21 protein-coding genes, 1 tRNA gene and 1 pseudogene are annotated in these 21,558 nt (G+C 35.5%); 7 read left to right on the forward strand and 16 right to left on the reverse strand.

Annotated features, from left to right (window positions below):
• Nucleotides 1-241: 241 nt before the first annotated feature.
• A complete protein-coding gene (gene mgtE, locus WHA_RS02530; RefSeq protein ID WP_015589086.1) occupies nt 242-1,612 on the reverse strand; it encodes a magnesium transporter in 1,371 nt (456 codons plus the stop codon).
• Between the two features lie 153 nt (nt 1,613-1,765).
• Between mgtE and prfB the strand changes: the two genes are divergently transcribed.
• A protein-coding gene (prfB, locus tag WHA_RS02535; RefSeq protein ID WP_141456981.1) for a peptide chain release factor 2 occupies nt 1,766-2,870 on the forward strand; the annotation gives its coding sequence in 2 pieces (ribosomal slippage) (nt 1,766-1,840 and nt 1,842-2,870; 1,104 coding nt in all).
• Between the two features lie 136 nt (nt 2,871-3,006).
• Here the strand turns inward: prfB and WHA_RS07500 are convergent.
• The 10 genes and pseudogenes from WHA_RS07500 to WHA_RS02585 all read right to left on the reverse strand — a co-directional run bounded on the left by WHA_RS07500 (nt 3,007) and on the right by WHA_RS02585 (nt 10,659).
• Nucleotides 3,007-4,092, reverse strand: a pseudogene (locus WHA_RS07500) (IS3 family transposase).
• A 78-nt stretch (nt 4,093-4,170) separates the two neighbouring features.
• Complete coding sequence (pstB, locus tag WHA_RS02550) at nt 4,171-4,929, reverse strand: phosphate ABC transporter ATP-binding protein PstB (protein WP_006280935.1); 759 nt, start codon at nt 4,927-4,929, stop codon at nt 4,171-4,173.
• Nucleotides 4,926-5,711, reverse strand: a complete 786-nt coding sequence (gene dapB, locus WHA_RS02555) for a 4-hydroxy-tetrahydrodipicolinate reductase (RefSeq protein ID WP_010962542.1) — start codon at nt 5,709-5,711, stop codon at nt 4,926-4,928. The genes pstB and dapB overlap by 4 nt, the downstream gene beginning before the upstream one ends.
• 146 nt (nt 5,712-5,857) lie before the next feature.
• Entirely contained in the window at nt 5,858-6,034 is a 177-nt protein-coding gene (locus tag WHA_RS06890; RefSeq protein ID WP_153801318.1) for a hypothetical protein, read from the reverse strand.
• A gap of 83 nt (nt 6,035-6,117) precedes the next feature.
• The gene (locus tag WHA_RS02560; protein ID WP_015589087.1) at nt 6,118-7,152 is read right to left on the reverse strand and encodes a Fic family protein; all 1,035 of its coding nucleotides are present in this window, start codon (nt 7,150-7,152) and stop codon (nt 6,118-6,120) included.
• Nucleotides 7,153-7,321: 169 nt separating this feature from the next.
• Nucleotides 7,322-8,314 carry a DNA polymerase III subunit delta gene (gene holA, locus WHA_RS02565; RefSeq protein WP_015589088.1) on the reverse strand — a complete coding sequence of 331 codons (993 nt, stop codon included), beginning with the start codon at nt 8,312-8,314 and terminating at the stop codon, nt 7,322-7,324.
• 5 nt (nt 8,315-8,319) lie between these two features.
• Nucleotides 8,320-8,499, reverse strand: a complete 180-nt coding sequence (locus tag WHA_RS02570) for a hypothetical protein (RefSeq protein WP_010082539.1) — start codon at nt 8,497-8,499, stop codon at nt 8,320-8,322.
• Nucleotides 8,500-8,630: 131 nt separating this feature from the next.
• A complete protein-coding gene (locus tag WHA_RS02575) occupies nt 8,631-9,431 on the reverse strand; it encodes a metal ABC transporter permease (protein ID WP_010962536.1) in 801 nt (266 codons plus the stop codon).
• A 1-nt stretch (nt 9,432) separates the two neighbouring features.
• Nucleotides 9,433-9,789: an Mth938-like domain-containing protein gene (locus WHA_RS02580; protein WP_015589089.1), complete on the reverse strand. Its 357-nt coding sequence runs from the start codon at nt 9,787-9,789 to the stop codon at nt 9,433-9,435.
• Between the two features lie 3 nt (nt 9,790-9,792).
• Nucleotides 9,793-10,659, reverse strand: a complete 867-nt coding sequence (locus tag WHA_RS02585) for a 4-(cytidine 5'-diphospho)-2-C-methyl-D-erythritol kinase (RefSeq protein WP_015589090.1) — start codon at nt 10,657-10,659, stop codon at nt 9,793-9,795.
• An 81-nt stretch (nt 10,660-10,740) separates the two neighbouring features.
• Here WHA_RS02585 and WHA_RS02590 point away from each other — a divergent pair, with 81 nt between their 5' ends.
• Together WHA_RS02590 and WHA_RS07240 are read left to right on the forward strand one after the other, a co-directional pair.
• Nucleotides 10,741-14,001 (forward strand): UvrD-helicase domain-containing protein, encoded by a 3,261-nt coding sequence (locus WHA_RS02590; protein ID WP_015589091.1) that lies wholly within the window; start codon nt 10,741-10,743, stop codon nt 13,999-14,001.
• A gap of 112 nt (nt 14,002-14,113) precedes the next feature.
• Nucleotides 14,114-14,236, forward strand: a complete 123-nt coding sequence (locus tag WHA_RS07240; RefSeq protein WP_255324787.1) for a hypothetical protein — start codon at nt 14,114-14,116, stop codon at nt 14,234-14,236.
• Between the two features lie 171 nt (nt 14,237-14,407).
• Here WHA_RS07240 and radC read toward each other — a convergent pair whose 3' ends face one another.
• The 4 genes from radC to WHA_RS02610 all read right to left on the reverse strand — a co-directional run bounded on the left by radC (nt 14,408) and on the right by WHA_RS02610 (nt 16,133).
• A complete protein-coding gene (gene radC / locus WHA_RS02595; RefSeq protein WP_015589092.1) occupies nt 14,408-15,082 on the reverse strand; it encodes a RadC family protein in 675 nt (224 codons plus the stop codon).
• A complete protein-coding gene (locus tag WHA_RS02600; protein ID WP_065094818.1) occupies nt 15,057-15,236 on the reverse strand; it encodes a hypothetical protein in 180 nt (59 codons plus the stop codon). Before WHA_RS02600 ends, radC begins: the two co-directional genes overlap by 26 nt.
• Before the next feature lie 193 nt (nt 15,237-15,429).
• Nucleotides 15,430-16,026, reverse strand: a complete 597-nt coding sequence (locus WHA_RS02605) for an RDD family protein (RefSeq protein WP_015589093.1) — start codon at nt 16,024-16,026, stop codon at nt 15,430-15,432.
• 24 nt (nt 16,027-16,050) lie between these two features.
• Nucleotides 16,051-16,133 (reverse strand) — tRNA-Leu (locus tag WHA_RS02610).
• Between the two features lie 114 nt (nt 16,134-16,247).
• Between WHA_RS02610 and WHA_RS02615 the strand changes: the two genes are divergently transcribed.
• The 3 genes from WHA_RS02615 to WHA_RS02625 all read left to right on the forward strand — a co-directional run bounded on the left by WHA_RS02615 (nt 16,248) and on the right by WHA_RS02625 (nt 19,264).
• A complete protein-coding gene (locus WHA_RS02615) occupies nt 16,248-17,699 on the forward strand; it encodes a replicative DNA helicase (protein WP_015589094.1) in 1,452 nt (483 codons plus the stop codon).
• A 115-nt stretch (nt 17,700-17,814) separates the two neighbouring features.
• On the forward strand, nt 17,815-18,075 hold the full coding sequence (locus tag WHA_RS02620) for a hypothetical protein (protein WP_179943640.1): 261 nt from the start codon (nt 17,815-17,817) through the stop codon (nt 18,073-18,075).
• Complete coding sequence (locus WHA_RS02625; protein WP_015589096.1) at nt 18,056-19,264, forward strand: hypothetical protein; 1,209 nt, start codon at nt 18,056-18,058, stop codon at nt 19,262-19,264. The genes WHA_RS02620 and WHA_RS02625 overlap by 20 nt, the downstream gene beginning before the upstream one ends.
• Nucleotides 19,265-19,337: 73 nt before the next feature.
• Here the strand turns inward: WHA_RS02625 and metG are convergent, their stop codons facing one another.
• A complete protein-coding gene (metG, locus tag WHA_RS02630; RefSeq protein ID WP_015589097.1) occupies nt 19,338-20,975 on the reverse strand; it encodes a methionine--tRNA ligase in 1,638 nt (545 codons plus the stop codon).
• Between the two features lie 139 nt (nt 20,976-21,114).
• Between metG and WHA_RS02635 the strand changes: the two genes are divergently transcribed.
• Entirely contained in the window at nt 21,115-21,555 is a 441-nt protein-coding gene (locus tag WHA_RS02635; protein ID WP_010082521.1) for a TrbC/VirB2 family protein, read from the forward strand.
• Nucleotides 21,556-21,558 lie beyond the last annotated feature (3 nt).

Consider the following 21,558-nt stretch of genomic DNA (forward strand, 5'->3'; position numbering starts at 1 on the left):
TATTATAGCTAAACTGACTTACGACAATTTGAAAAACCGTCATTCCGCTACTCGTTAGCGATATCTATACCGCGAATAAATCCACAGATGTACGAACATTGTGATTTGGGCACACCAGGAAGAATGTCATCCAAGTAGCCCCTTTCTCGTCATCCCGCTACTTGTTAGCGGGATCTATGCTAAGAGATACCGCGAATGAATCGCGGCATGACGGTTCGCGGCGGTATAGCTATAGATAGTATTAGCTATTTAATAAAAAGATCGTAGCTAAACCAAGAAATATAAAAGCTGAGAGAATATCAGTTGTTGCCGATGTTAGGATTGAAGAAGAAACGGCAGGGTCAGACTTTAAGCGATGAAGCATTATAGGAATGAAAGTTCCGATGAACGTTGCAATAATTGACATCATAATCATGGAGACCACAAAAATCATCTCCACTTTGAAGTTGTGAAACCTTATTGCTAACACTACTAATGAAATAGTAGATAAGATCACCCCGTTTATAAGACCTATTAAAAATTCTTTCATCAGTATTCTTTTTGCATTTTGCTCAGTTAGATATTTTGTTGCGATTGCCCGGATGGTTAGCGTTACTGTTTGGGATCCTGCATTTCCGCTCATTGATGCAATTATCGGCATGATTATTGGCAGCACTATAAAACTTTTTATTACATCATCGAAAAAGCCAACTACTATGGAACACATTGTTGCAGCTAAGAGGTTAAACAGTAACCAAGGTAGCCTTTTAATTATAGTTTTATGTATAGGGGCATTTATATCGGCTTTAGAAGATACACCGCTTATTTTGAGTACATCCTCTTCTGTTTCTTGTTGAACAACTTTTATCACATCTTCAATTAAGATCACACCAATAATTTTACCATTCTTATTTACTACCGGAGCCGATAATAGAGAGTAATCTTTAAATATTCTTGCTACTTCCTCTTGGTCTACTCCAGTTTTAATGATTTTTATGTCATGATCCATTATCTCTTTTATTATTGTGTCTCCTGAGTGAGATATTACCTTATTTAAATTAACACTGCCTATAGGCTCTAATTTTGAGTTGATAATGAATATCTGGTGAAATTTTTCTGGTATTTTTTTATAGTTGCACACAAATTCTGTCAGTTGATTTATTGTCCAATAATATGGAGCTATAACCATATCTTTATGTATTAACCTTCCTGCACTTTCTTCTGGATATGATAGCAACTCCTCTACCGATTTCTGAGTTTTGCTGGGCAAATAGTAAAGTATATTTTCTACAGACTTTCTATCTAAATCTTTCACTATGGTTACTATATCTTCTACATCAAGGAGCATTAGTAACTTTGCTGTATTTTCTATTCCCAATGTTTCTATGATCTCTATTTGTAAATCTGGCACTACATGCACTAGGGCATCACTTAACAAATGTTGATCGAGGATATTAACTAATTTCTCCCTGTGATCACTGATTGAAGTAGATAAAAAATAAGCTAACTGAACGCTATCTATCGTTTTTACAATACTACAAACATTCTCTAGCTCCTCGTTATCAAGTGACTCTATTAAGTCATCAATAGCCTTTTTGTCTAAACCATAATGAGAACTTATTTTAATATTCATTACTTTACCTTATTTTTTAATAAATATACGCGCTTGATTTCCTTAAACATTAAAGTATAATGAAATTATTTAAATTAACTATCATATGGTTAAATTTCTATTTTGTTTACTGTTATTGTTATTGATAGTAAATATATTAAAATCTAAAGTATAATGAAAACTTATCCAGAAATTCTTGAACACTTTCAAAGCTTAAATAAAAGTATTTCTCTTATCAGGAGGTGTCTTTGACATAGAAAAATTAAAGTTGCGCCTTGAAGAGCTTGACTCCCAAGCGTCGAATGATGACCTATGGCAAGATAACCAAAAAGCACAAGAAGTTTTAAAAGAACGTTCTAAAATTAAGAATGACGTAGAGTCGTTTTTAAAGCTGGAAAGCGATTACAACGATGCCATCAGCTTAATGAAGTCTGCTATTGATGAAAATGATGAAGAATTTTTCTCTGAAGTTGAAAATGAATTAGCTAAGCTAGAGAAATTAATCAAGTATAAAGAAACAGAGTCCTTATTTACTGGTGAAGCAGATAATAATAACTGCTTTTTAGAAATCCACTCAGGAGCTGGCGGAACCGAGAGCAATGATTGGGCTGAAATGCTGATGCGCATGTATATAAGGTGGGCAGAAATTTATCACAACTTTAAAGTTGAAGTTGTAGAAAAATTAGAAGGAGAGTCAGTTGGTATAAAGTCTGCAATGATAAAAATCGTTGGAGAAAAAGCTTATGGGTGGGCAAAAAGTGAAAGTGGAATTCACAGGCTGGTTAGAATATCGCCGTTTGATGCAAATGGTAAACGTCATACCAGTTTTGCAAGTGTAGGAGTAACTCCAGTGATAGAAGATTCAATTGATATTGCTGTGGATGAAAAGGATCTAAAGATCGACACCTACCGAGCTTCTGGAGCAGGCGGTCAGCATGTGAACAAAACTGAAAGTGCGGTACGCATTACGCATATTCCAACTGGTGTTGTAGTTCAATGCCAAAATGGTCGTTCTCAACACAGAAATAAAGATGAGGCATTGAAATTACTTAAAGGACGTTTATACCAAATTGAACTGGAAAAAAAAGAACAGAAAATGGCTGAAGAATATGGTAAAAAATGCGATATAGGCTGGGGTAATCAGATCAGATCGTACGTTATGCATCCATATCAAATGGTGAAGGATTTAAGAACCGGACATGAAGTGGGCAATATAAATTCTGTTTTTGATGGTAATATAGATTGTTTCATAGTTAGTGTGCTTACTAAGCAAAATTAGGTAGGGTTGACTTTCTTGCCATAATATATGATAATTAAAATATTGTTAAAGTAGGAGTAAAGTTATGGCGATTAAATATGATCAGTGGAAAAGTGACCTTACCCAGAAAAAGTGGAGAGAAAGTGTGGAATGTTTTTTACAAAAAGAATGATGCATCAAATTGTTCTGGAATGCAATAGTTAATAGTGACGTTGTTTGTTATAAAAAATTTCTATGTATTCAAATATTGCAGTTCTAGTTTGTTGAGCAGAGTGTTGTGAAGTATCAATAAGTATTTCTCTTTTCAATGAGCTAAAGAAGCTTTCTGCAACAGAATTGTCGTAACAACAGCCTTTATTACTCATCTATATTCTTTACAGCTAAGAGATATTGATACCCTTGCGCAGTATATTGTGAACCTTGGTCACTGTGCAGCAGTAGATTTTTAACAGGTTTACGCCTATTAATGGCCATTAATAAAGAGTTCATAACCAATTGTTTATTTATTGCACTACTCATTAACTACCATACGTGAGAATTATTGCTGCCAAATATAGCCATCCCTACTTGGTTTTGATGTAAGTAATCCCATACTTTATTTGGTTGATCAACAATAAAGTTTTGATCTAGTATATTGGGGGCTACAGCTCTATTATCTGTTTGTTGTTTTTTAATTTTAAACTTTCTTCTCAGTATAGCCCTGATGTCATTTTTCTGCATAATACTTTGCACCGTTTTCAAATTGCAACTTTTACCCAAAGCCTTCAATTCAGCATGAATTTTAGGAGCTCCATATCTACATTTAGAAGCTTGATATATTTTTTGAATATCTGCTAATAACTCTTTATTTGCTGATTCTCTACTGCTTATTTTTCTTGTGGTCCACTTATAGTAGCCACTAGCAGAAAATCCTACATAATTCCTGTACTTTATAGCAGTTACTATATAAAAAAATATTTTACTCTTTTTGACTGGCCAGGGCTTTTTTTAAATGTCTCTTTCCCTTGTTACTCTTGCTTTGTAAATCAAACCTCTCTTTGTCGTAAGGAGCCATGTTACCTCTACCTGGAAATGCATCTGCTGCCGACTTTTTTTCGTTGTGTTTCTTCATCCATTTTCCTAATACACTATCCCTTATTCCTAGATCTCTTGCTACTTTTGCAACTGGTTGACCTACCTTTCTTTGTTCATTTGTCAGCTTAACAGCTTCCAATTTGAATTCTGCCGTATATTCTCTTACCATTTCTAATCCTCCAAAATTTTATTTTACCCGAAAAAACTCTTTTCTTTCTCTCCACTTTTTCTGGGTAAGGTCAGAAATTTAATGATCCAGGATATACTCCTTTGTTAAGGGAGATTGAGCATTTTCGAATATTTCTTGAGTGCTTCCAGACTCAACAATTCTGCCATTATGAAAGAAAATTACACTATCAGATAACTTTTTAGCTTGCTTCATTGAATGAGTCACCATAATTATAGTAAATCTTAATTTCAGCTCTTGTATAAGATTTTCGATTGCATTGGTTGCCATTGGATCAAGAGCAGAGCACGGTTCATCCATTAATAAAATAGTTGGCTTCACTGCAATTGCGCGAGCGATGCATAGCCTCTGTTGTTGGCCACCGGATAAATTGAGTGCGCTATCTTGCAATCTGTCCTTCAATTCTTCCCATAAACCAACCTTGGTTAAACTATTTTCCACCATCTCATTCAATTTTTGCTTATCCTTCGCCATACCATGCAATTTTGGCCCACAAGCAACATTATCATATATTGATTTTGGAAAAGGATTTGGCTTTTGAAATACCATACCAACTTTTGCTCTAAGTAGTACAACATCCATATCGCGTGAATATATATCACCCAGCCCATCGATATCTAATTCACCAACAGTTTTGCAACCTGGTACATAGTCATTCATACGATTAAAACAACGCAAAAATGTTGATTTACCGCACCCGGATGGTCCGATAAAAGTAGTAACTTTTCTTTTATAAATATTCAAATTTATATCGAATAAAACTTGCTTAGAGCCGTACCAGAGATTTAAATCTTTAACAGAGGCACGTGTATTGCTCATATCACATCCTGCATTGAATAGAGCCCCGGAATTTCTCTTTTATTTTCGTATAGCCATACTGCTGCTTGAACAGCTCCTCTAGCAAATGTTGTGCGATCAATTGCTTTGTGGTTTAGTTCTATCCGTTCATCAGAATTAACAAACATCACGCTGTGATCTCCTATTACTCCACCTCCACGAGATACTGCAAAACCTATTCCCCCCTTTTTCCTTATGTTTGAACCACTATGTAAATATTGATTGGACTGAAAATCCACTTTTGAAGCGTTAGCAATTGTTTTGCCAAGTTCTATAGCTGTTCCAGATGGTGAATCCTTTTTTAAGTTATGATGCATTTCCCAAATCTCAACGTCATATTCATTACCTAAAAGCTCAGCAGCTTTTTTTACCAATTTCAGCAACACATTAACCCCAACACTCATATTTGCTGACCATAATATTGGAACTTCAGCAGCATATTCTTTCAAATCGACACCTTCTATTCCAGTTGTGCCACTAACCAGCGGTGTTTTAAATTTTACAGCTGCTTTAAGGCAGTCTAACATACATTCTTTAGTTGTAAAATCTATTACAACGTCAGATGACTCAAATATGCCACTAATAGAACTTGTAACTTTAATTCCTAGATTGGCTATAATTGGTCCAATATCTGAATCTATGTACTTACTACCTGAACGGGCAACAGCACCTGCTATTTCCACTTTGGTATTTGTAATTAATTCATTGAGTATTTTTTTGCCCATTCTGCCTAAGCAGCCTATTACTCCAACTCTGATTTTCATAAAGCTTTTTACGTTTATTAAGAATGTTAGGCCTTTTTTTAAGCTCTGTCACTTCTGATCTATATTCTATAGCTGTACGAACACTGCAATTTCAGATCCCAGTGCCTTGACCACAACTATTGCAATATGGTACATAGTGAACGATGTCATTCCAGTCTGGAATCTAGCCTTTCTGCAATCTCATCGAAAACGTTGTAACCACTTTCTATGCTAGTTTGCTTGCTTACAAGCAAACTTTTCTGGATCCCAGTGTCTGGGCACTGGGATGACAGGAGAAGGCACTGGGATGACAAGAATAGGGCACTGGGATCTAGTGGGCTCAAACTACAATGTTTGTACAGCTGTGATCTATATTCTATAGCTGAATAATTTAACAATTCAAAATGAATACATATCCTATTGAGCTCTATATTACATACCAGGTTGCTCTGCCTTTTCCATGCTGAGTAATGTGATTACTCTTTACGAGATTAGATACGTGCTTCTTTAAGGTATTGCAGTTTGCTTTAGTAATATTTTCCAAATCCTTAATTGTAAGACGTCCATGTTTGCTGAGTAGTGCTAGTATTTCAGCAGAAAGTGGTGGTAAATAGAGATTTAACACTTTTTCATGTGACACCTTTTGTTCAAGATAAAATTTTTGCTTTTGTAGTGACCTTAAAAAGAACATAAGCCATGGATTAAAATCATTGCTGCTCGTCTTCAAGGATTGTTGAGTACGACGCAAAGCTAAGTAGTAACTCTCCTTATTACTTTCAAGGGAACTGTAAGGTACATAGATATACCCTAACTTTAGTAACAAGAAAGTTGTGAGAATGCGTGATAATCTGCCATTTCCATCCTGGAAGGGATGAATAGCTAAAAAAGTAACTATAAAAATGCCAATAATTAATAGAGGGTGTAACGATTTCACCTCTAATTGCTGGCTAGTCCAATAAATAAGTTCTTGCATTTGTGTTGCTGTCTCAAATGGAGAGGCTGTTTCAAAAACTATGCCCAAGCTTTTTCCAGATTCATCAAACGCTTCAACATGATTGGGGAATTTTTTATATTCTCCCATGTGCCTTTGATCTTTATATGAAAATTGTAAAAGCCAGATGTGAAACTGTTTTATAGTGTTTTCTGTAAATGGCATCTTGTTAAAGTTTTGAAATACTTCTTCACACACATACGCATATCCGGCTATTTCTCGTTCATCTAGAGAACGAAATGAGCGTGTATCAAGTTTGGATAGTAATTGCTCAACTTCACGGTCTGATAATCTTGCCCCTTCAATACGAGTAGAAGAACCAATACTTTCAATTGTTGCAATTTTCTTGAGCATTTGTAAACGTTCTGGAGCTAAATTACCAAACAATTGCCATGCTCCTTTAAATTCATCAATTTCAGCAACTAATTTTAACATTTCAGGTGTTATTACAATTTTTGAAATGTCAAACATATCTGTATTTTTATCTAGTTATATTCAATTATATTCGAAAATATCCTATTAGCAAAGAATACTTGTGAGACACACACTAAAGAATGAATTTTGGTAGGCATAAAAGCAGCTATTTTATGTTAAAATACAACATTTTGATGAAATTATAAGAAAGGCTGGATCCGAGTAGTCAGCTACCCGTCAGTGCATGTTGAAAAATCATTTTATGATCTAAATCAGTTTTTTTACAGGTAACTTCTAAGCTTATCAATTTTTCCAAGATCTTCTTAAGTTCTGAAAGTTGCAAACTTTTCAAATGAGATTTAAAACTCTGCAATTGTTTAAAAAACAATGGAGGGCTTAGCTGATCAATCGCAGCCTGCTCACTCATTCCACCTTGCACTGACAGCAAAACGTTTTCAAGGCGTAGGAAATAATTTGATATAATGCGAATTAGCGCTATCGGTGAAAAATTTTCTTGCGATACCAATGCATCAGAAATTCTAATGAAGCGCAACATATCTTTACTTGCTATGGCAGAACATAAATCATCAAGTGTAGCATAGTCGTTGCCGGAAGTTGAAAAGCATAATTCTATATCAGTAAGTTTTAGGTCTTTTCTCTCCCCTAAGTATAAAACTAACTTCTCAAGTTCTGAACATATAGGCAGCTTGCTATGATTAAAGTAAGATTGCAAATGGTAGATTATCTCATTTGTGCATTTTATATCATTTTGTTTTAAGTAACTTGATATAATGTCATAAAGATTGCTGTTGCTGTCCTTATAGCAAGCAATCACACCAAAAATTTTTGAACTCTCCATATAACTTTTAGTCGCAGAATTATATGGAAGATCACTTGCTACCATCATTACATAGTGACCACTTGCGTTATAATCCAATACGTTTTTTAACTCTTTGGATATACCTCCACTCACATTTATCAGCTTAATTAATTTTTTGCTGGTAAACATCGAAACGTTTGCCAATTCAGAAAACAGTAAACTGGGTGACTTATTCACTATTGCAAAATCCATCACCTGAACTGAATACTCACCCAAATTAGCAATTATTTCTTGTACATAAAAATCAACCCTACTGTTATCACTTCCATGAATTAACACACCACGTAAAGCATCAGGTTTCTCTAGGAATTTTTTAACTTTGGATGGTGTGACCCTCATGCTATCTATATGATATCATTCTCATTTGACTGTACATGAGTATCCAAAGACTCTGAGTCTCCTTGTGCAATATTATGCACATCACCTGCTACATCATCTGACTCTTCTGTTTTTCCTGTAATATAATTATAAAATTTTTTCACAGGTTGAGATATATATTTGGAAAAAAATCCTTCTTCGCTCATATTGCTTACTCCATAAAATTAACAACTTATCATTAGCATATAAATAATAGTATAGCAAAAACTATTTTGTGCTAAGATAGTGATGTTTTATAATGAGTATATTACAAAATTATTAACATTCGAGATCAAAATTAAGCCAACCTGCTTAATACTAGCCTTATAAAATAAGCGATAATTAAATATACCGCTGCAACAAGTATAATTGCAGGTCCAGTTAACAAATCAAAACTTGCAGATAACATGAGACCTGATATCCCAGAGATCACAGAAAAAACTGTTGCAACAATAATCATCTGCATTGGAGTTTTCGAAATGAGCCTTGCAGATGCTGCTGGTATTAGCAAAAATGCAGCAATGAGTAATATTCCTATTAGTTGGGCAGCAATTGCTATAAATATAGCAAGAGTGATTAAAAATTCTAGTCTAACAAAGGTAACATTAATTTTTTCAACTACTGCTAAATCTTGATTAATTGAAATCATTAACCAATAACGCCATCTAAATATTAATATCAAAGTAACTACTGCAGAGGTTAAAAAAATCAATACTATATCACTTTGATCGAGCGTTAATATATCACCAAACAGTGAGCTAATAATACTATTATTGCCAGATGGAAGAAAAGACATAAGTATTAAACTCGATGATAAAACTACATTGGTAACAATGTTCAATATCGTATCAGCAGAATATAATCTGTTAAAATTAAGAGAAAGTAGTATAGCAAATGTAATTGCAATGAGCATTATGCTAAGCGATGGGCTAATCTTAAAGATTAAAGCAAGTGCAACACCAAGCAACGAAGAATGGGACAAACTATCACCAAGATAAGATAACCTTTGCCATATCATAAACGATCCTAAAGCGCCTGTTACTAGGCTAATTACAACTACTGCAACTAGACTATTGATGAAAAAGTCCTGGGTAAGCATGCTATATGGCTATTAGATAACTGACAACAAATCTATCTTCGGATATTAAAACGTTATGGGTTCTGCATGCAGAACCTGTTGTCATAAATTCAAAATTTAAACCTTTTTGTTCCATAAGATAGGACTTCACTGAAGAACTTAGTATATTGCGTGTTTTACCAGTACCTATTATCAAAATTTCTATTTCCTCTGTTAAAAAAGATTTAAAATGTTCCTTGCTATTTATATCACTTTCTTTCAATTTAATCACCTTTTCAGGAAAAATTATAATTGAGCCGCAATATTCTCTATTATTCACCAAAAATTTTCCTTCCCTGTAACCATTTATAAGATTTTTATTCTCGGAAATTAAGGGCATAAGTCAAACTATTAATTGAGTGTCACATACCCACCATTCTGGTTGCTTTTTTCCGATATTAACTGCAGCAGCTTTTGCATTTTCCTCACTATCGAATATTCCAAAACATGATACACCACTGCCTGACATGCGAGAAAGTATAGAGCCTTCTTGTGACTCAAGTGTTGATATCACATCCTTAATTTCAGGTACAAAGCTTATTGCTATTTCTTGAAGATCGTTTCTCGTCTCTTTAAGAAGCTTCAACAAATCCTTTTCAGCGTCATCGCTCCATTTAATTGGCTCAGAAAATTTTCCTTCATGTTTGGAAAATACCTCTGGTGTACTCAAAAACCTTTTTTTCGGTTTCACAAGCACCACATTTGTAGGTAAAGAGAATTTTTTAATGTGGCATAATTCTTCGCCAATACCTCTAACAAAAACTGGCTTGCTATCTACGCTTGCGGGAACATCAGCACCAACGTTTAAGGCTATTTCATTTAAAATCGTCCTATCAATCTCCCACAGCTTCCCTAGCGTACGTACCACAGCTCCAGCATCTGAGGATCCGCTACCAAGTCCTGCAGCAATTGGTATGTTTTTTACAACCTTTACAGTGACTTTAGTGCGTACAGGAGCATGCCTAAGCAGCAGATTAACCGCTTTCATTACAGTGTTATACTGGTTATTTATTCTAGACTCGGAGTTTATAAATTCAACTGTAGAGTTATCGTATCTAGAATCCTTCTCACCTACTTTTATTTCCAAAAAATTAGAGAGATTAGCAAAGACAAATAAACCTTCAATCAAGTGATACCCTGTTTCTTTTTTGTCTACAACATGCAAAAAAAGATTGATTTTTGCAGGCGCCTTTACACAAAAACTTTTCATTATATATCTTCACTAACACTATTTTTACATTATATGTATAATGCTATTCTAGTCAACTTTTATAAGGTTCTCGCACTTCTGATGAGATCAAATGCCATAAATCCTAATTTCTCTGTGTGGGTAAATGCGTCCGCTGGTACAGGCAAAACAAAAATCTTAATAGACAGAGTATTGAGACTTTTATTAGAAAACAAAAGAAATATTCTTTGCTTAACATTCACCAATGCTGCAGCAAACGAGATGGAGAATCGCATTCACAGCATACTCAGTAAGTGGGCAATATGTTCAGATAGTGAATTAATAATGGATCTGGAACAACTAGATTTCTTTCCGATGTACCCCTACTTGTCATCCCAGTGCGTGACACTGGGATCCAGAAAAAATAAAGATTATTTAACAAGAGCAAGAAGGCTTTTCTCTGAACTGGAAAATCTTGGTCTAACTATACAAACCATACACGCTTTCTGTTACAAATTAATTTCCAGCTTTCCCATAGAAGCTGGCATTGCTCCAAATTGCACGCTGAGTGAATGTAAAGAATTACATTCCATCATATTCAATAAAGTGCTTCATAACGAAACTGTGCAGGATGATATCAACCTTATTGCAACTGAAATTGATGAAAATAAACTACGCGATTTGCTTTATACTTTATGTGTAAAAAGATCGATGTCAGCAAATGATTCGAAATATATCAAAGATAAATTGAGCGCCCCAGATGGAATTCATGACTTACAGAGTGAAACAATTGAGCACGTGGGAAGACTAGCCGAGATATTAAGTGAAGGCAGTAAAAGAGATCAGAGTTATAGTGAAATACTTTATTCTACTGTCATCCCAGCTGGGATCCAGAAAAAAAGAACCAGTGTCAGCTACTCGGATGACACCGGAATAAAGTGGAATGACACCAAAATAGAAAACCTAGCCAAGGTATTTCTAAAATCAGAATCGCACGAAAAAAAGAGCATATCATCCATTGCAACAAAAAGTATTTTGGAGAAATTCAAAGATGCAGAGCAAATAATAGAGAGCGTTCAGAATGTAGTATTTACCCATATAAGAGACATGAACTCTTATCAAATATTCAAGAGAACCAGTAGCTTACTTGGTATATTTAAAGTATATGTTGATCTATACAGTAGCGAAAAATCAAAAAATGCACTGCTTGACTACAATGATATAATTGGCTTAGCAACAAATCTTCTCAGCAATCCAAACTATAAAGATTGGATATTGTTTAACTTGGATCAAAAAATAGATCACATCCTTGTTGATGAGGCACAAGACAATAGCATCAGCCAGTGGAAAATTATAACAAATCTCTGCGATGAATTTTTTGCCGGTAATGATGAAAAGCGAACCTTATTTGTAGTTGGTGACGTAAAACAATCAATATACAGATTTCAAGGAGCAAATCCCCATCTATTCAACTATATGCAACAATACTTTCATACGAAAACTGGTGGTAGAGATTGGATATCATGCCAACTTGAAAAGTCATTTCGCTCAACTCCAGAAGTTTTGATGCTTGTAGATAGAATATTTAATAACTTCCGCGCAGAAATATCTTTTAATGATAATGAAATAAAACATGTTCCACATAGAGAAAATGACCAAGGATATATTGAAATTTGGCCAGCGTTACCAAGGCGCAAAGAGAAAGAACAGCGAGCTTTACAAATTCCTCTGACATGCAAGGAAGGTTATACAATAGCAGATCGATTACTTGCTCAAACAATAGCTAACAGAATTCACAATTGGTTAAACGAAGGGCGGATTTTAGTCGCTAAAGATCGCCATATAGAGCCAAGAGACATTATGATTTTGGTGCGACAACGAAACGTGTTAGTTGATTACATAATAAGCGAACTTAAAAAAGCAAATGTGCCAGTTGTAGGCCGGGATTATTTTAGAATTATGGACTATATAGCCGTGCAGGACTTAATAGCTTTGGCCGAATTTTTACTCCTCCAGGCAAATGATTTAGCTCTTGCAAATGCTTTAAAATCACCGCTATTTAATTTCACCGAGGATGATTTATTTAACATTGCATACGACCGTAAAGAGCATTCACTATGGGAAAGAATTCAGGATTATTCTGTGGTTATCTATAGTGAATTAAACTATCTCATTAACTTATCTTGCATAGAGTCTCCTCTTGCACTATTTACACATATATTGCGCACAGGTAAGAAGAAATTTGCTGCAAGGCTAGGTCTTGAGTGCTTTGAGGTTCTAGACGAATTTATGAACCTTGTGTTGCAATTTGAAAACCCATCTCTTCAAGCGTTTGTTCAATGGATCAAGAAGAATAATCCGGAGATTAAGAATGATATGCAATCAGAACGCAATGCTGTGCGAATAATGACGATTCACAAATCAAAAGGTCTGCAAGCTCCCATAGTATTTTTGGTTGATACAAATACGGTGCCAAGAAGCAATGAAAGTATCATCTTTGATGGAATGGAAGTGCCATTTTGGTGTGGAAAAAACAACAATGCTTATTGTGATCAAGTAAAAAGAGAGAAAAAACTAGAGGATTATAATGAATATTTGCGTTTATTATACGTAGCACTCACGCGTGCTGAAGATGAGTTATACATCTTAAGCAAAGAGACAGTGCAAAAGGGCTCTTGGTATGATTTAATCACTCAGTATGGAACATCATATGAAAAGAAACAAGCATGCTTACAGCCAATATTTAAAGAAAAAGTTGAAGTGCTATGTGTGAACGCAAACTATCCTTACATTTATAAAAAACGTGATTACTTTGACGTTCCGGTCATTTCTCTTCCGCCAAACCTATCAATGTCATTCCAGCACGTAACGCTGGAACCTAGAGAAAAAAAGCCAGTGTCTAGCTACTTGAATGACAAAAAAAAGAGCACTGGGATGACAGATGGTTATGCAAGAGGCCTAATAATTCACAGCATATTGCAGTATATGCCCAAGATAGAAAAAGAAAGGAGAAAAAATTGGGTCAGAAAATACCTTGATAACATCAACACCAGTGAAGATAAGGATGAAATTTACAGTAAAATATTGGCCTTTAATGAAAAATATGGCTATTTGTTTGACTTAGGAGGCAAATCAGAGATTACACTGAGTGGAATAATCGATGGCGAACCAGTATTAGTACGACTAGATAGGCTATGCATAACGCAAGATAAAGCAATCATAATTGACTACAAGTCACACCGTAACGTTTCTGTTTCCTTATTAAATGAAATAAAAAAACAGATGTTAATCTATAAAACCTTAGTACAAGAAATATATCCAAACAAGCAAGTAGAGTGCGTGGTTATTTGGGTGGAAGATTTAACCATTCAATCTGACTTTTAACGAAACTTGATTGCAAGAAATAGCTACTACGTCATACCACCGCGAACCGTCATACCGCGATTCATTCCACAACTGTACGAACATTGCGATTTGGGCCTACCAGAAGGGTGTCATGAAAGTAGCTGACACTGGTTCCTTTATGACGGTGTCATCCCAGTGCCCTGACTACTTGGATCCAGGAAACTTAATTGCAAGTAATGCATTGGGTTTGGTGAGTATGGGTTTTGCGTTATAGAATGAAGCACTTTTGGTGAATTTGTAAAGAAAACTGGATTCCAGTGTCAAGCACTGGAATGACAAGTTCTCGGCAACCCCTACGTCATCCCGTCACGGTATCTCTTAGCCGCTAACACGTAGCGGAATGACGATTGTCGGTAAATCTAAGTTACTGTAGCTATAAAGGCTTTCACAACAACCTATTTTCCTTGAAACTAAAATAGCTACTGAATGTAATAATAATGTGGTCTATTAATTCTATTCCTATACTTTGGCAAGCTTCTGCTAGTTGTCTAGTGAGAGATATATCGCTATTTGAAGGTTGTGTATCTCCGCTTGGATGATTGTGAGATATTACAATGGATGTTGAACCAATCAAAAGTGCGCGCTTGATGATCTCTCTGACATAAAGAGAAGTTTGATCTACTGTACCAATATTTTGCAGGTCTTCCGCTATTAGACGATACTTTTTATTCATATAGATGACACGAAAATTTTCCTTATTGAGGCTTCCTATACTTATTCTTAAATAATCAAGCAATTTTTCCCAGTTATCGATTACAGGCAGGTTTTTTATTTCTTCTCTTGCAGAACGAACAAAGGCTTGTTTTACACAAAAGATGGCAGATATCGCTGCATTGCTGACATCATCAACGTTTTGCAGCGCTTCCAGGTCAGCATTAAAAACTTTATTCAAACTGCCAAAATTTTCTATCAAACTCTTTGCTATCGGCTTTACATCAATTCTACTGTATGCTGAATATAAAATGTGCTCTAAAACCTCATAATCAAGTAATGATTGTCCATTATCTAAAATAATTTTCTCCCTTAGGCGCTTTCTATGCCCCTTTTTGTAATTTTTCATCATCAATGAATTGCTTATCTCTTGTATAATAAGAAATTAGATTTTTAAGTAAAATATTTAATAAAGCGCATGACGCACAATTGTAAGAACATTCATTTTTAAAGACAGCAAATGGTGTCATGAAAGTAGCTGAGACACTGTCCTCCTTTGTCATACGAGTAGCTGACACTGGTTCCTTTACGACGGCAGTGCCCAGAGGTGTCATCCCAGTGCATGCACATAGTGCAAAAAATTAAAAATAAGACGCCAATACGTAATACTGTTGTCGTTTAATCTGCACAGATTGAAGATAAATGAATACCTTCAGTATCATGATAAAGGGGCTGGCGAAGGGTGTCAAGTAGTTTTTAGCTCTGCCTTCTAAGGCTTTTACTCGTGACAACCACTGTGCCTGCGATCTTATCGTGCCAAGTTTGACAGCGTTTGTTGAAATTTGACCATAAAAAGCCCAAGAACAATGGTGCAACTGACAATATAAAGGAAAAAAATCTCTTTGTTGCTTGTTTTAGGGTCATCTTTTCGAAAGTTTGTGCATCCACAACTCTAAGCCCAAATAATAGTTTTCCAGGTGTAGTAGCAAACTTTACCCACATATATATTACATAGCAAAAGAGCATAATAAACTGGACTATTTGATTTAGGATTAGTAATTTTATAAGTCTACTCTGCGTTGTCTTTTCTTCCGCAGACAGTGGTGCTTGCATTGGGGATTTTGCAGCAATTTGACTTAATATTTTGCTATCCTCTGAGTTCATAAAGAGCTGATTTAAGGCTTGGCTGCAAAACTGCAAGAACAAAACGATAATAATCAAATCAAGCAATACTGATATATAGCGCCTGAGGCCCGTTACATAACATATCCCATTTTCATCTTTCTTTACCTTTTGAATAACATTTATAGAAGAAAAAATAGAAAATAAACGATTAAAAAATTTATGTAACATATATATACTTTCCAATATTTAACGTGCCCCTGGCCGGACTTGAACCAGCATGCTTTTGCAAGCAACAGATTTTGAGTCTGCCGTGTCTACCATTCCACCACAGGGGCATTAAGTTTTAATGCTATAGGCAACACGGAATTAGTCAAATTTTTTTGCCTTTACATCTTTCAAATGAGGACTAAATATTCTACAATAATCAACAGTTACTCTCAAAACTTAAAATGAATGAATTAGCCAATCTCCTCAGTTCAAGAAGTGTAGATAAGGAAATATGTAAATTACCGCATAATTTAGAAGCTGAACAGATGCTTATTGGTGCAATGATTCGTGATAATAGAATCTGTGATGCAGTTGAAGACACAATTACAGCAGAAAATTTCTATGATCCACTGCATCAAAGTATTTTTACGCAAATATCTAAAACCAGGAAACACGGTATAGTTGCCAATGAACTGAGCCTCAAAATGTTTTTTGAGAACGACCAAGCGTTTACCGAGTGTGGCGGGGTAGAGTACTTAGCAAAGCTTGCAGCGAAGGCAAGTATTGCACTTGATATTTATAGTTTGACTAGAATAATCCGTGATACTTACTTAAGGAGATGTTTAATTAAGCTCGGGCAAGAAATAGTTGGTGATAGCTACAACTACGATATTGAAAATCCTGCACAGGCGCAAATTGAACAAGCAATGACAAAATTGTTCAATTTGGCAGTAAAAAAACAAGGTGAGAAAACATATATAAAACTTGCAAGTTCAATTAAAGATGTAGTTGAGAAGATCAGCACACTGAAAAATAATCCAGAAGCGCTAGGCGTTACAACCGGACTTCAAGATCTAAATCAGCTTCTTGGTGGTCTACAAAAATCTGATTTATTAATTTTAGCTGCAAGGCCTTCTATGGGTAAAACAGCATTGGCGCTAAACATTGCACTTAATGCTTGTAAGATGTTGCAAAAAAGAGCAGATAAACAACACTATGTAGCGTTTTTCTCACTTGAAATGTCAGCAGAGCAATTAACTGCAAGGCTGATCACTATAGATTCAGGGATTAGTTATTATAAGGCATTAACCGGGAGAATTAGTGATTTTGAATTGCATGAATTTATCAATACTAGTACAGAATTATCTGAACTGCCTTTCATCATAGATGACACCCCTGCGCTATCAATTAGTGCCCTTCGCACCAGAATACGCTTGCTGTATCAATTATATAATGTAGAAGTGGTATTCATTGATTATTTGCAGCTAATCAGAGGAACAACAAAAAGGAGTAATGAAAATAGAGTGCAAGAAATCTCGGAAGTGACGCAGGGTTTGAAAGCAATTGCAAAGGAGCTAAATATTCCCATTGTTGCACTATCTCAGCTCTCTCGTTCTGTTGAGCAGAGGGATGATAAAAAACCACAACTTTCTGATTTACGTGATTCAGGGAGCATAGAGCAAGACGCAGATATAGTAATGTTTCTCTATAGAGAAGAGTATTATGAACTAAGAAAACAGCCAAATGAAGGAAACAATAAACATCGGGAATGGCAAGAGAAAATGGAAAAAATTAGAAACATTGCAGAGCTCATTATTGCAAAGCAGAGAAATGGACCAATTGGCAGTGTGAAGCTATATTTTGACTCTAACAGAGGTGCATTCAAAGATTACACGGAAAGGCATAGTTCATAGCTTGGCAGCAATCTTCTTGTTCCCAAGTTCATTGATTATTTTTTTTATGTAAAGATAGCTTGACAATTTCTTAAAAATCCTTTTATATATGGTATTATATTTTATAATACGTGAGATGATGAATAAAAACAATGTACCCTATTATATAGCTGGAACTCTGGCTGCTTTAACTTTATTAGCATCTGGAGTGTTTGCTGCAGCTCCTTATATTGGTTTCTTAGCTCCAGTTGCAGCATTAAGTGTTGGCCTTCCATTTATTATTGGTGGTGCTGTATTTTCTGCTGTAGCTATTGCACTTTCGTATGCAGCAGTTAGTAAGAACAAAACTATTTCTGAGAAGGAAGCTCAGCTTTCTGATGAAAAAAGTAGAAGCTAAAGGTAAAATAATTTCTGAGAAAGTAAAAGAAATATCCGAAAAAAATACTCAACTGGCTAATCAAGCAAAAGAGATAGAAGATAAAGATAAAACTATTTCTGAGAAAGATCGGGAGATTTTTAGAATGAAAAATGAGTTGGCTGCAACCAGAAGGATTAATGCTTCTCAGCCAGGTAATGCGGTAGAATTTGATAGCATAAACCAGCAGCTTACTAAGAGAGATTTCGAAGTACAAACTCAAGAGCAAGCCATTATTTCACAAGCAAAAGGGAAATTTAATAGTGTTGGAAATAAATTAAAAAATATTTATGATACTATGCCATCAGCTGAGTTTGCAAAGGATATCAAAACAGCATCTGAAAAAGCATTTACTTCTACAAAAGAAGCATTTATTAGTGGTCGTGTAACTCGTATTGTTAAAGATGGCTTAAAAGATGTTTATGGTACGTCATTTGAACCAGTAAAAAGTGCACTTAATAGCTTTGGAAGCAGCTTGAAAAACACTTGTGATACATCAATTGAGTCAGCAAAAGGGACAATTAGTAGTGTTGGAAATAAATTAAAAAATGTTTATGATACTATGCCATCAACTAAAATAGAATTTTCATGGGTCTCAGAAAAATTTTCACCATACTGGAATAGTGTTAAAAACTTGATGTTTGGTAATAAGGCAGATCAAGCAAGTGGTGCTAGTCAACTTTCAAGTGAATCTCAAGGTAATGGTATTGTTATTCCAGAGGGGGCAAAGCTAGAGCTTTCTCCAATATTATTTGATTTTTTGTTTAGAGAAAAACAGAAGATGGTAAGGCAATTTTTAAGAGAGCAAACTGATGAAAAAAAGAATGTGGCTACACAAGAAAATTTAAAAACTGAGACTCCTAGCCAGGAAAATCAGATGAATATTGATAACGTTCCTAAGCAACCTGATCATTTAAATGTTGATGCTGCTAAAAGTTATTTAATGAGTCTTTCTGAGGATCAGGATGTATTTTATGATGCAGAATCTGGTGATGAAAAAGGTACTGAGATTTCTAGCCCAGAAAGTCAGCCAACTAAAGAAGAAAATGGTCAAGGCTGGTTTGCATGGAGCCTAGGAAAGGTTAAGTCGGCAATGACTGAAGTAGTAGTGATAGGTGCTGATGTTACTAAACCATATTGTGCTAAAGTAACTAAGGCACTTGCCACCTAACTTGAATATGTAGACAGCGGTGTGCACCGTCGTTAACTAAAGATAATCCCATCCAGGAGAAATAGTTTTTACACTATTTCTCCTCTTTAGCATCAACCCTCAAAAAAACCGGCGTAGGTTTAGGCAATGTTATGCCTGAACTTACGCACGCGTCGCACAAAGATTTTAAATCTCGTTGTTCTTTCGGAATTTGCAGTTGATTTAGTATCATCTCTGCTGACTTGGGAACGATTGGCTGCAATAAAATGCCTATTATCCTGATATATTCCAGTAACTTGTAAATTACTAAATTCATGCGCTCTCTGTCAGTTTTGCTTAGTGTCCAGGGTGCACTTTTGTCTATGTAGGCATTTGCTTCAGAAGAGATGTTGATGATTAGAAGTATGATATGGTTAAATTCATACTTTGATAGGTGATTCATCACTTGATCGAGTATAGCTTTGCAACCTGGAAGACTTTCTTCACCTTTAAGTAGGCTTTGATCGATTGTTGGTACAATTCCAGAACATTGCTTGTGTAAAAATGAAATTGTTCTTTGCACTAAATTGCCTATGTTGTTTGCCAGTTCTGAATTTATCCGGCTGATCATATTTTTCTTACTAAAGTTGCCATCTTGGCCGAAGCTTGCTTCCCTGAGGAGAAAATAGCGTAGCTGATCAACACCAAACTCTTGAGCGAGGCCAATTGGATCTATGACATTACCAAGGGACTTGGATATTTTCTCTCCCTCGTTCAACCACCAACCATGAACTGCAATTTGTTTTGGCAGTGGTAGGTCTGCTGCAAGGAGAATCGCTGGCCAATATACAGCATGAAAGCGCAATATGTCTTTACCGATTACATGAACGTTGAAAGAGTTGTCAGCTAGGTTTGCAGCGCTTGACACTGGAATCTGCGTTTTCCCTTGGTTTGGTGTCATTCCAGTGCTTGACACTGGAATCTGTGTTTCTGGTTCTGCCCAAAACCTCTTATATTCCTCACCTTCAGTACTAGGTAAACCTATTGATGTAAGATAATTGGTTAATGCATCTATCCAGACATAGATTACGTGTTTGTCATTACCTGGTACTTTTATTCCCCAGTTAAAACTAGTGCGAGAGATTGAGAGGTCAATGAGCCCTGATCTTACAAACGATATCACTTCATTTCTTCTGCTCTCAGGAAAGATAAAACTTGGCTGATTTTTATAGAGTTCCAGTAATTTGTCTTGCCAGTTTGACAAGCGAAAAAAGTAGCTCTCTTCTTTTATCCACTGAACTTCTGCGCCTGTTGGTGCTTTGCCATCTATCAGCTCTGATTCCTGATAAAATGCTTCATCACGAACTGAATACCAACCCGAATAGGAATCCAAATATATTTGCCCTCTCTCTTCAAGTCTATTCCATAAAGCTATAACTGCTTTTTTGTGACGTTCCTCCGTAGTGCGAATAAAATCGTCATACTCAAAATTCATGAACTTAGCCAATTCTTTAAATGAAACGCTCACATCATCTGTAAATTCTTTTGGCTGCATTTCCTTTGCTTTAGCTGCTTTTTCTATTTTTTGTCCATGTTCATCTGTACCGGTGGTAAATTTGACATTTTTCCCAGCTAGTTTCATGAACCTTGCCACCACGTCACACAAGAGAGAAGTGTATGCATGACCAATATGCGGCTTATCGTTTACGTAATATACTGGCGTGGTGATGTAAAAGTTCTCGAATTGTTCCATGGTTTAGCATTTTGATAAAAATCAACTGAGTTAATTATAGTATTAAAAAGGCAGTAATAAATAAATATTGATTGGGTTAAGCATAATTTTTGAAAAAAGCTATTTACTGAAATTTTATTAAAATAAGAAACAATCAGGCATGATTATTGAAAGAACAATGAGAAATTTTCTTGTAATTCTATTTATAGTTTTCTATGCATTTGATGCACACGCTGATGGAGCAACAGATGTAATGTGTAATGTAATAGGTTACGTTCATGGAATAGGTGGACCAATGATTACAGTGGTAATAATTGGTTCAAGCTTACTTGCAATATTTGGCAGAATGCCTTGGCCTGCACTTTTCGCACTGGGTATGTTTGTTGCTGTGTTTTTTGGTGCTCCTCAAATTGTAACAAAGGTAACAGAAAAAGAAGTTTGTTGTCTTTTTAAAGGTCAAACCTTGGAGAATGGAAAGTGTGTTGCTGCTCCTGGATATGAACGTGTAGGTACAGGTTATGCTTGTCGTTCCGGTTGGGCGCTAACTAATAAAGGCTACTGTATAAAAGCTGGCCAAGATCCTTCAAAGTATTGGAAGTGAAAA

The organism is Wolbachia endosymbiont of Drosophila simulans wHa (assembly GCF_000376605.1).
GTDB classification, from domain to species: Bacteria; Pseudomonadota; Alphaproteobacteria; order Rickettsiales; family Anaplasmataceae; genus Wolbachia; species Wolbachia pipientis.

Excerpts from the sequence above, each read along its gene's own strand:
- holA (WP_015589088.1), bottom strand. The coding sequence starts at position 8,314 with ATGAGGGTCACACCATCCAAAGTTAAAAAATTCCTAGAGAAACCTGAT.
- WHA_RS02580 (WP_015589089.1), bottom strand. The coding sequence starts at position 9,789 with ATGCCCTTAATTTCCGAGAATAAAAATCTTATAAATGGTTACAGGGAA.
- WHA_RS02605 (WP_015589093.1), bottom strand. The coding sequence starts at position 16,026 with ATGTTACATAAATTTTTTAATCGTTTATTTTCTATTTTTTCTTCTATA.
- dapB (WP_010962542.1), bottom strand. The coding sequence starts at position 5,711 with ATGAAAATCAGAGTTGGAGTAATAGGCTGCTTAGGCAGAATGGGCAAA.
- WHA_RS02615 (WP_015589094.1), top strand. The coding sequence starts at position 16,248 with ATGAATGAATTAGCCAATCTCCTCAGTTCAAGAAGTGTAGATAAGGAA.
- WHA_RS02635 (WP_010082521.1), top strand. The coding sequence starts at position 21,115 with ATGATTATTGAAAGAACAATGAGAAATTTTCTTGTAATTCTATTTATA.
- WHA_RS02585 (WP_015589090.1), bottom strand. The coding sequence starts at position 10,659 with ATGAAAAGTTTTTGTGTAAAGGCGCCTGCAAAAATCAATCTTTTTTTG.
- WHA_RS02600 (WP_065094818.1), bottom strand. The coding sequence starts at position 15,236 with ATGACAAAGGAGGACAGTGTCTCAGCTACTTTCATGACACCATTTGCT.
- WHA_RS02575 (WP_010962536.1), bottom strand. The coding sequence starts at position 9,431 with ATGCTTACCCAGGACTTTTTCATCAATAGTCTAGTTGCAGTAGTTGTA.
- metG (WP_015589097.1), bottom strand. The coding sequence starts at position 20,975 with ATGGAACAATTCGAGAACTTTTACATCACCACGCCAGTATATTACGTA.
- WHA_RS07240 (WP_255324787.1), top strand. The coding sequence starts at position 14,114 with ATGAAAGTAGCTGACACTGGTTCCTTTATGACGGTGTCATCCCAGTGC.
- radC (WP_015589092.1), bottom strand. The coding sequence starts at position 15,082 with ATGAAAAATTACAAAAAGGGGCATAGAAAGCGCCTAAGGGAGAAAATT.
- WHA_RS02560 (WP_015589087.1), bottom strand. The coding sequence starts at position 7,152 with ATGTTTGACATTTCAAAAATTGTAATAACACCTGAAATGTTAAAATTA.
- WHA_RS02620 (WP_179943640.1), top strand. The coding sequence starts at position 17,815 with ATGATGAATAAAAACAATGTACCCTATTATATAGCTGGAACTCTGGCT.
- WHA_RS02570 (WP_010082539.1), bottom strand. The coding sequence starts at position 8,499 with ATGAGCGAAGAAGGATTTTTTTCCAAATATATATCTCAACCTGTGAAA.
- mgtE (WP_015589086.1), bottom strand. The coding sequence starts at position 1,612 with ATGAATATTAAAATAAGTTCTCATTATGGTTTAGACAAAAAGGCTATT.
- WHA_RS02625 (WP_015589096.1), top strand. The coding sequence starts at position 18,056 with ATGAAAAAAGTAGAAGCTAAAGGTAAAATAATTTCTGAGAAAGTAAAA.
- WHA_RS02590 (WP_015589091.1), top strand. The coding sequence starts at position 10,741 with ATGAGATCAAATGCCATAAATCCTAATTTCTCTGTGTGGGTAAATGCG.
- pstB (WP_006280935.1), bottom strand. The coding sequence starts at position 4,929 with ATGAGCAATACACGTGCCTCTGTTAAAGATTTAAATCTCTGGTACGGC.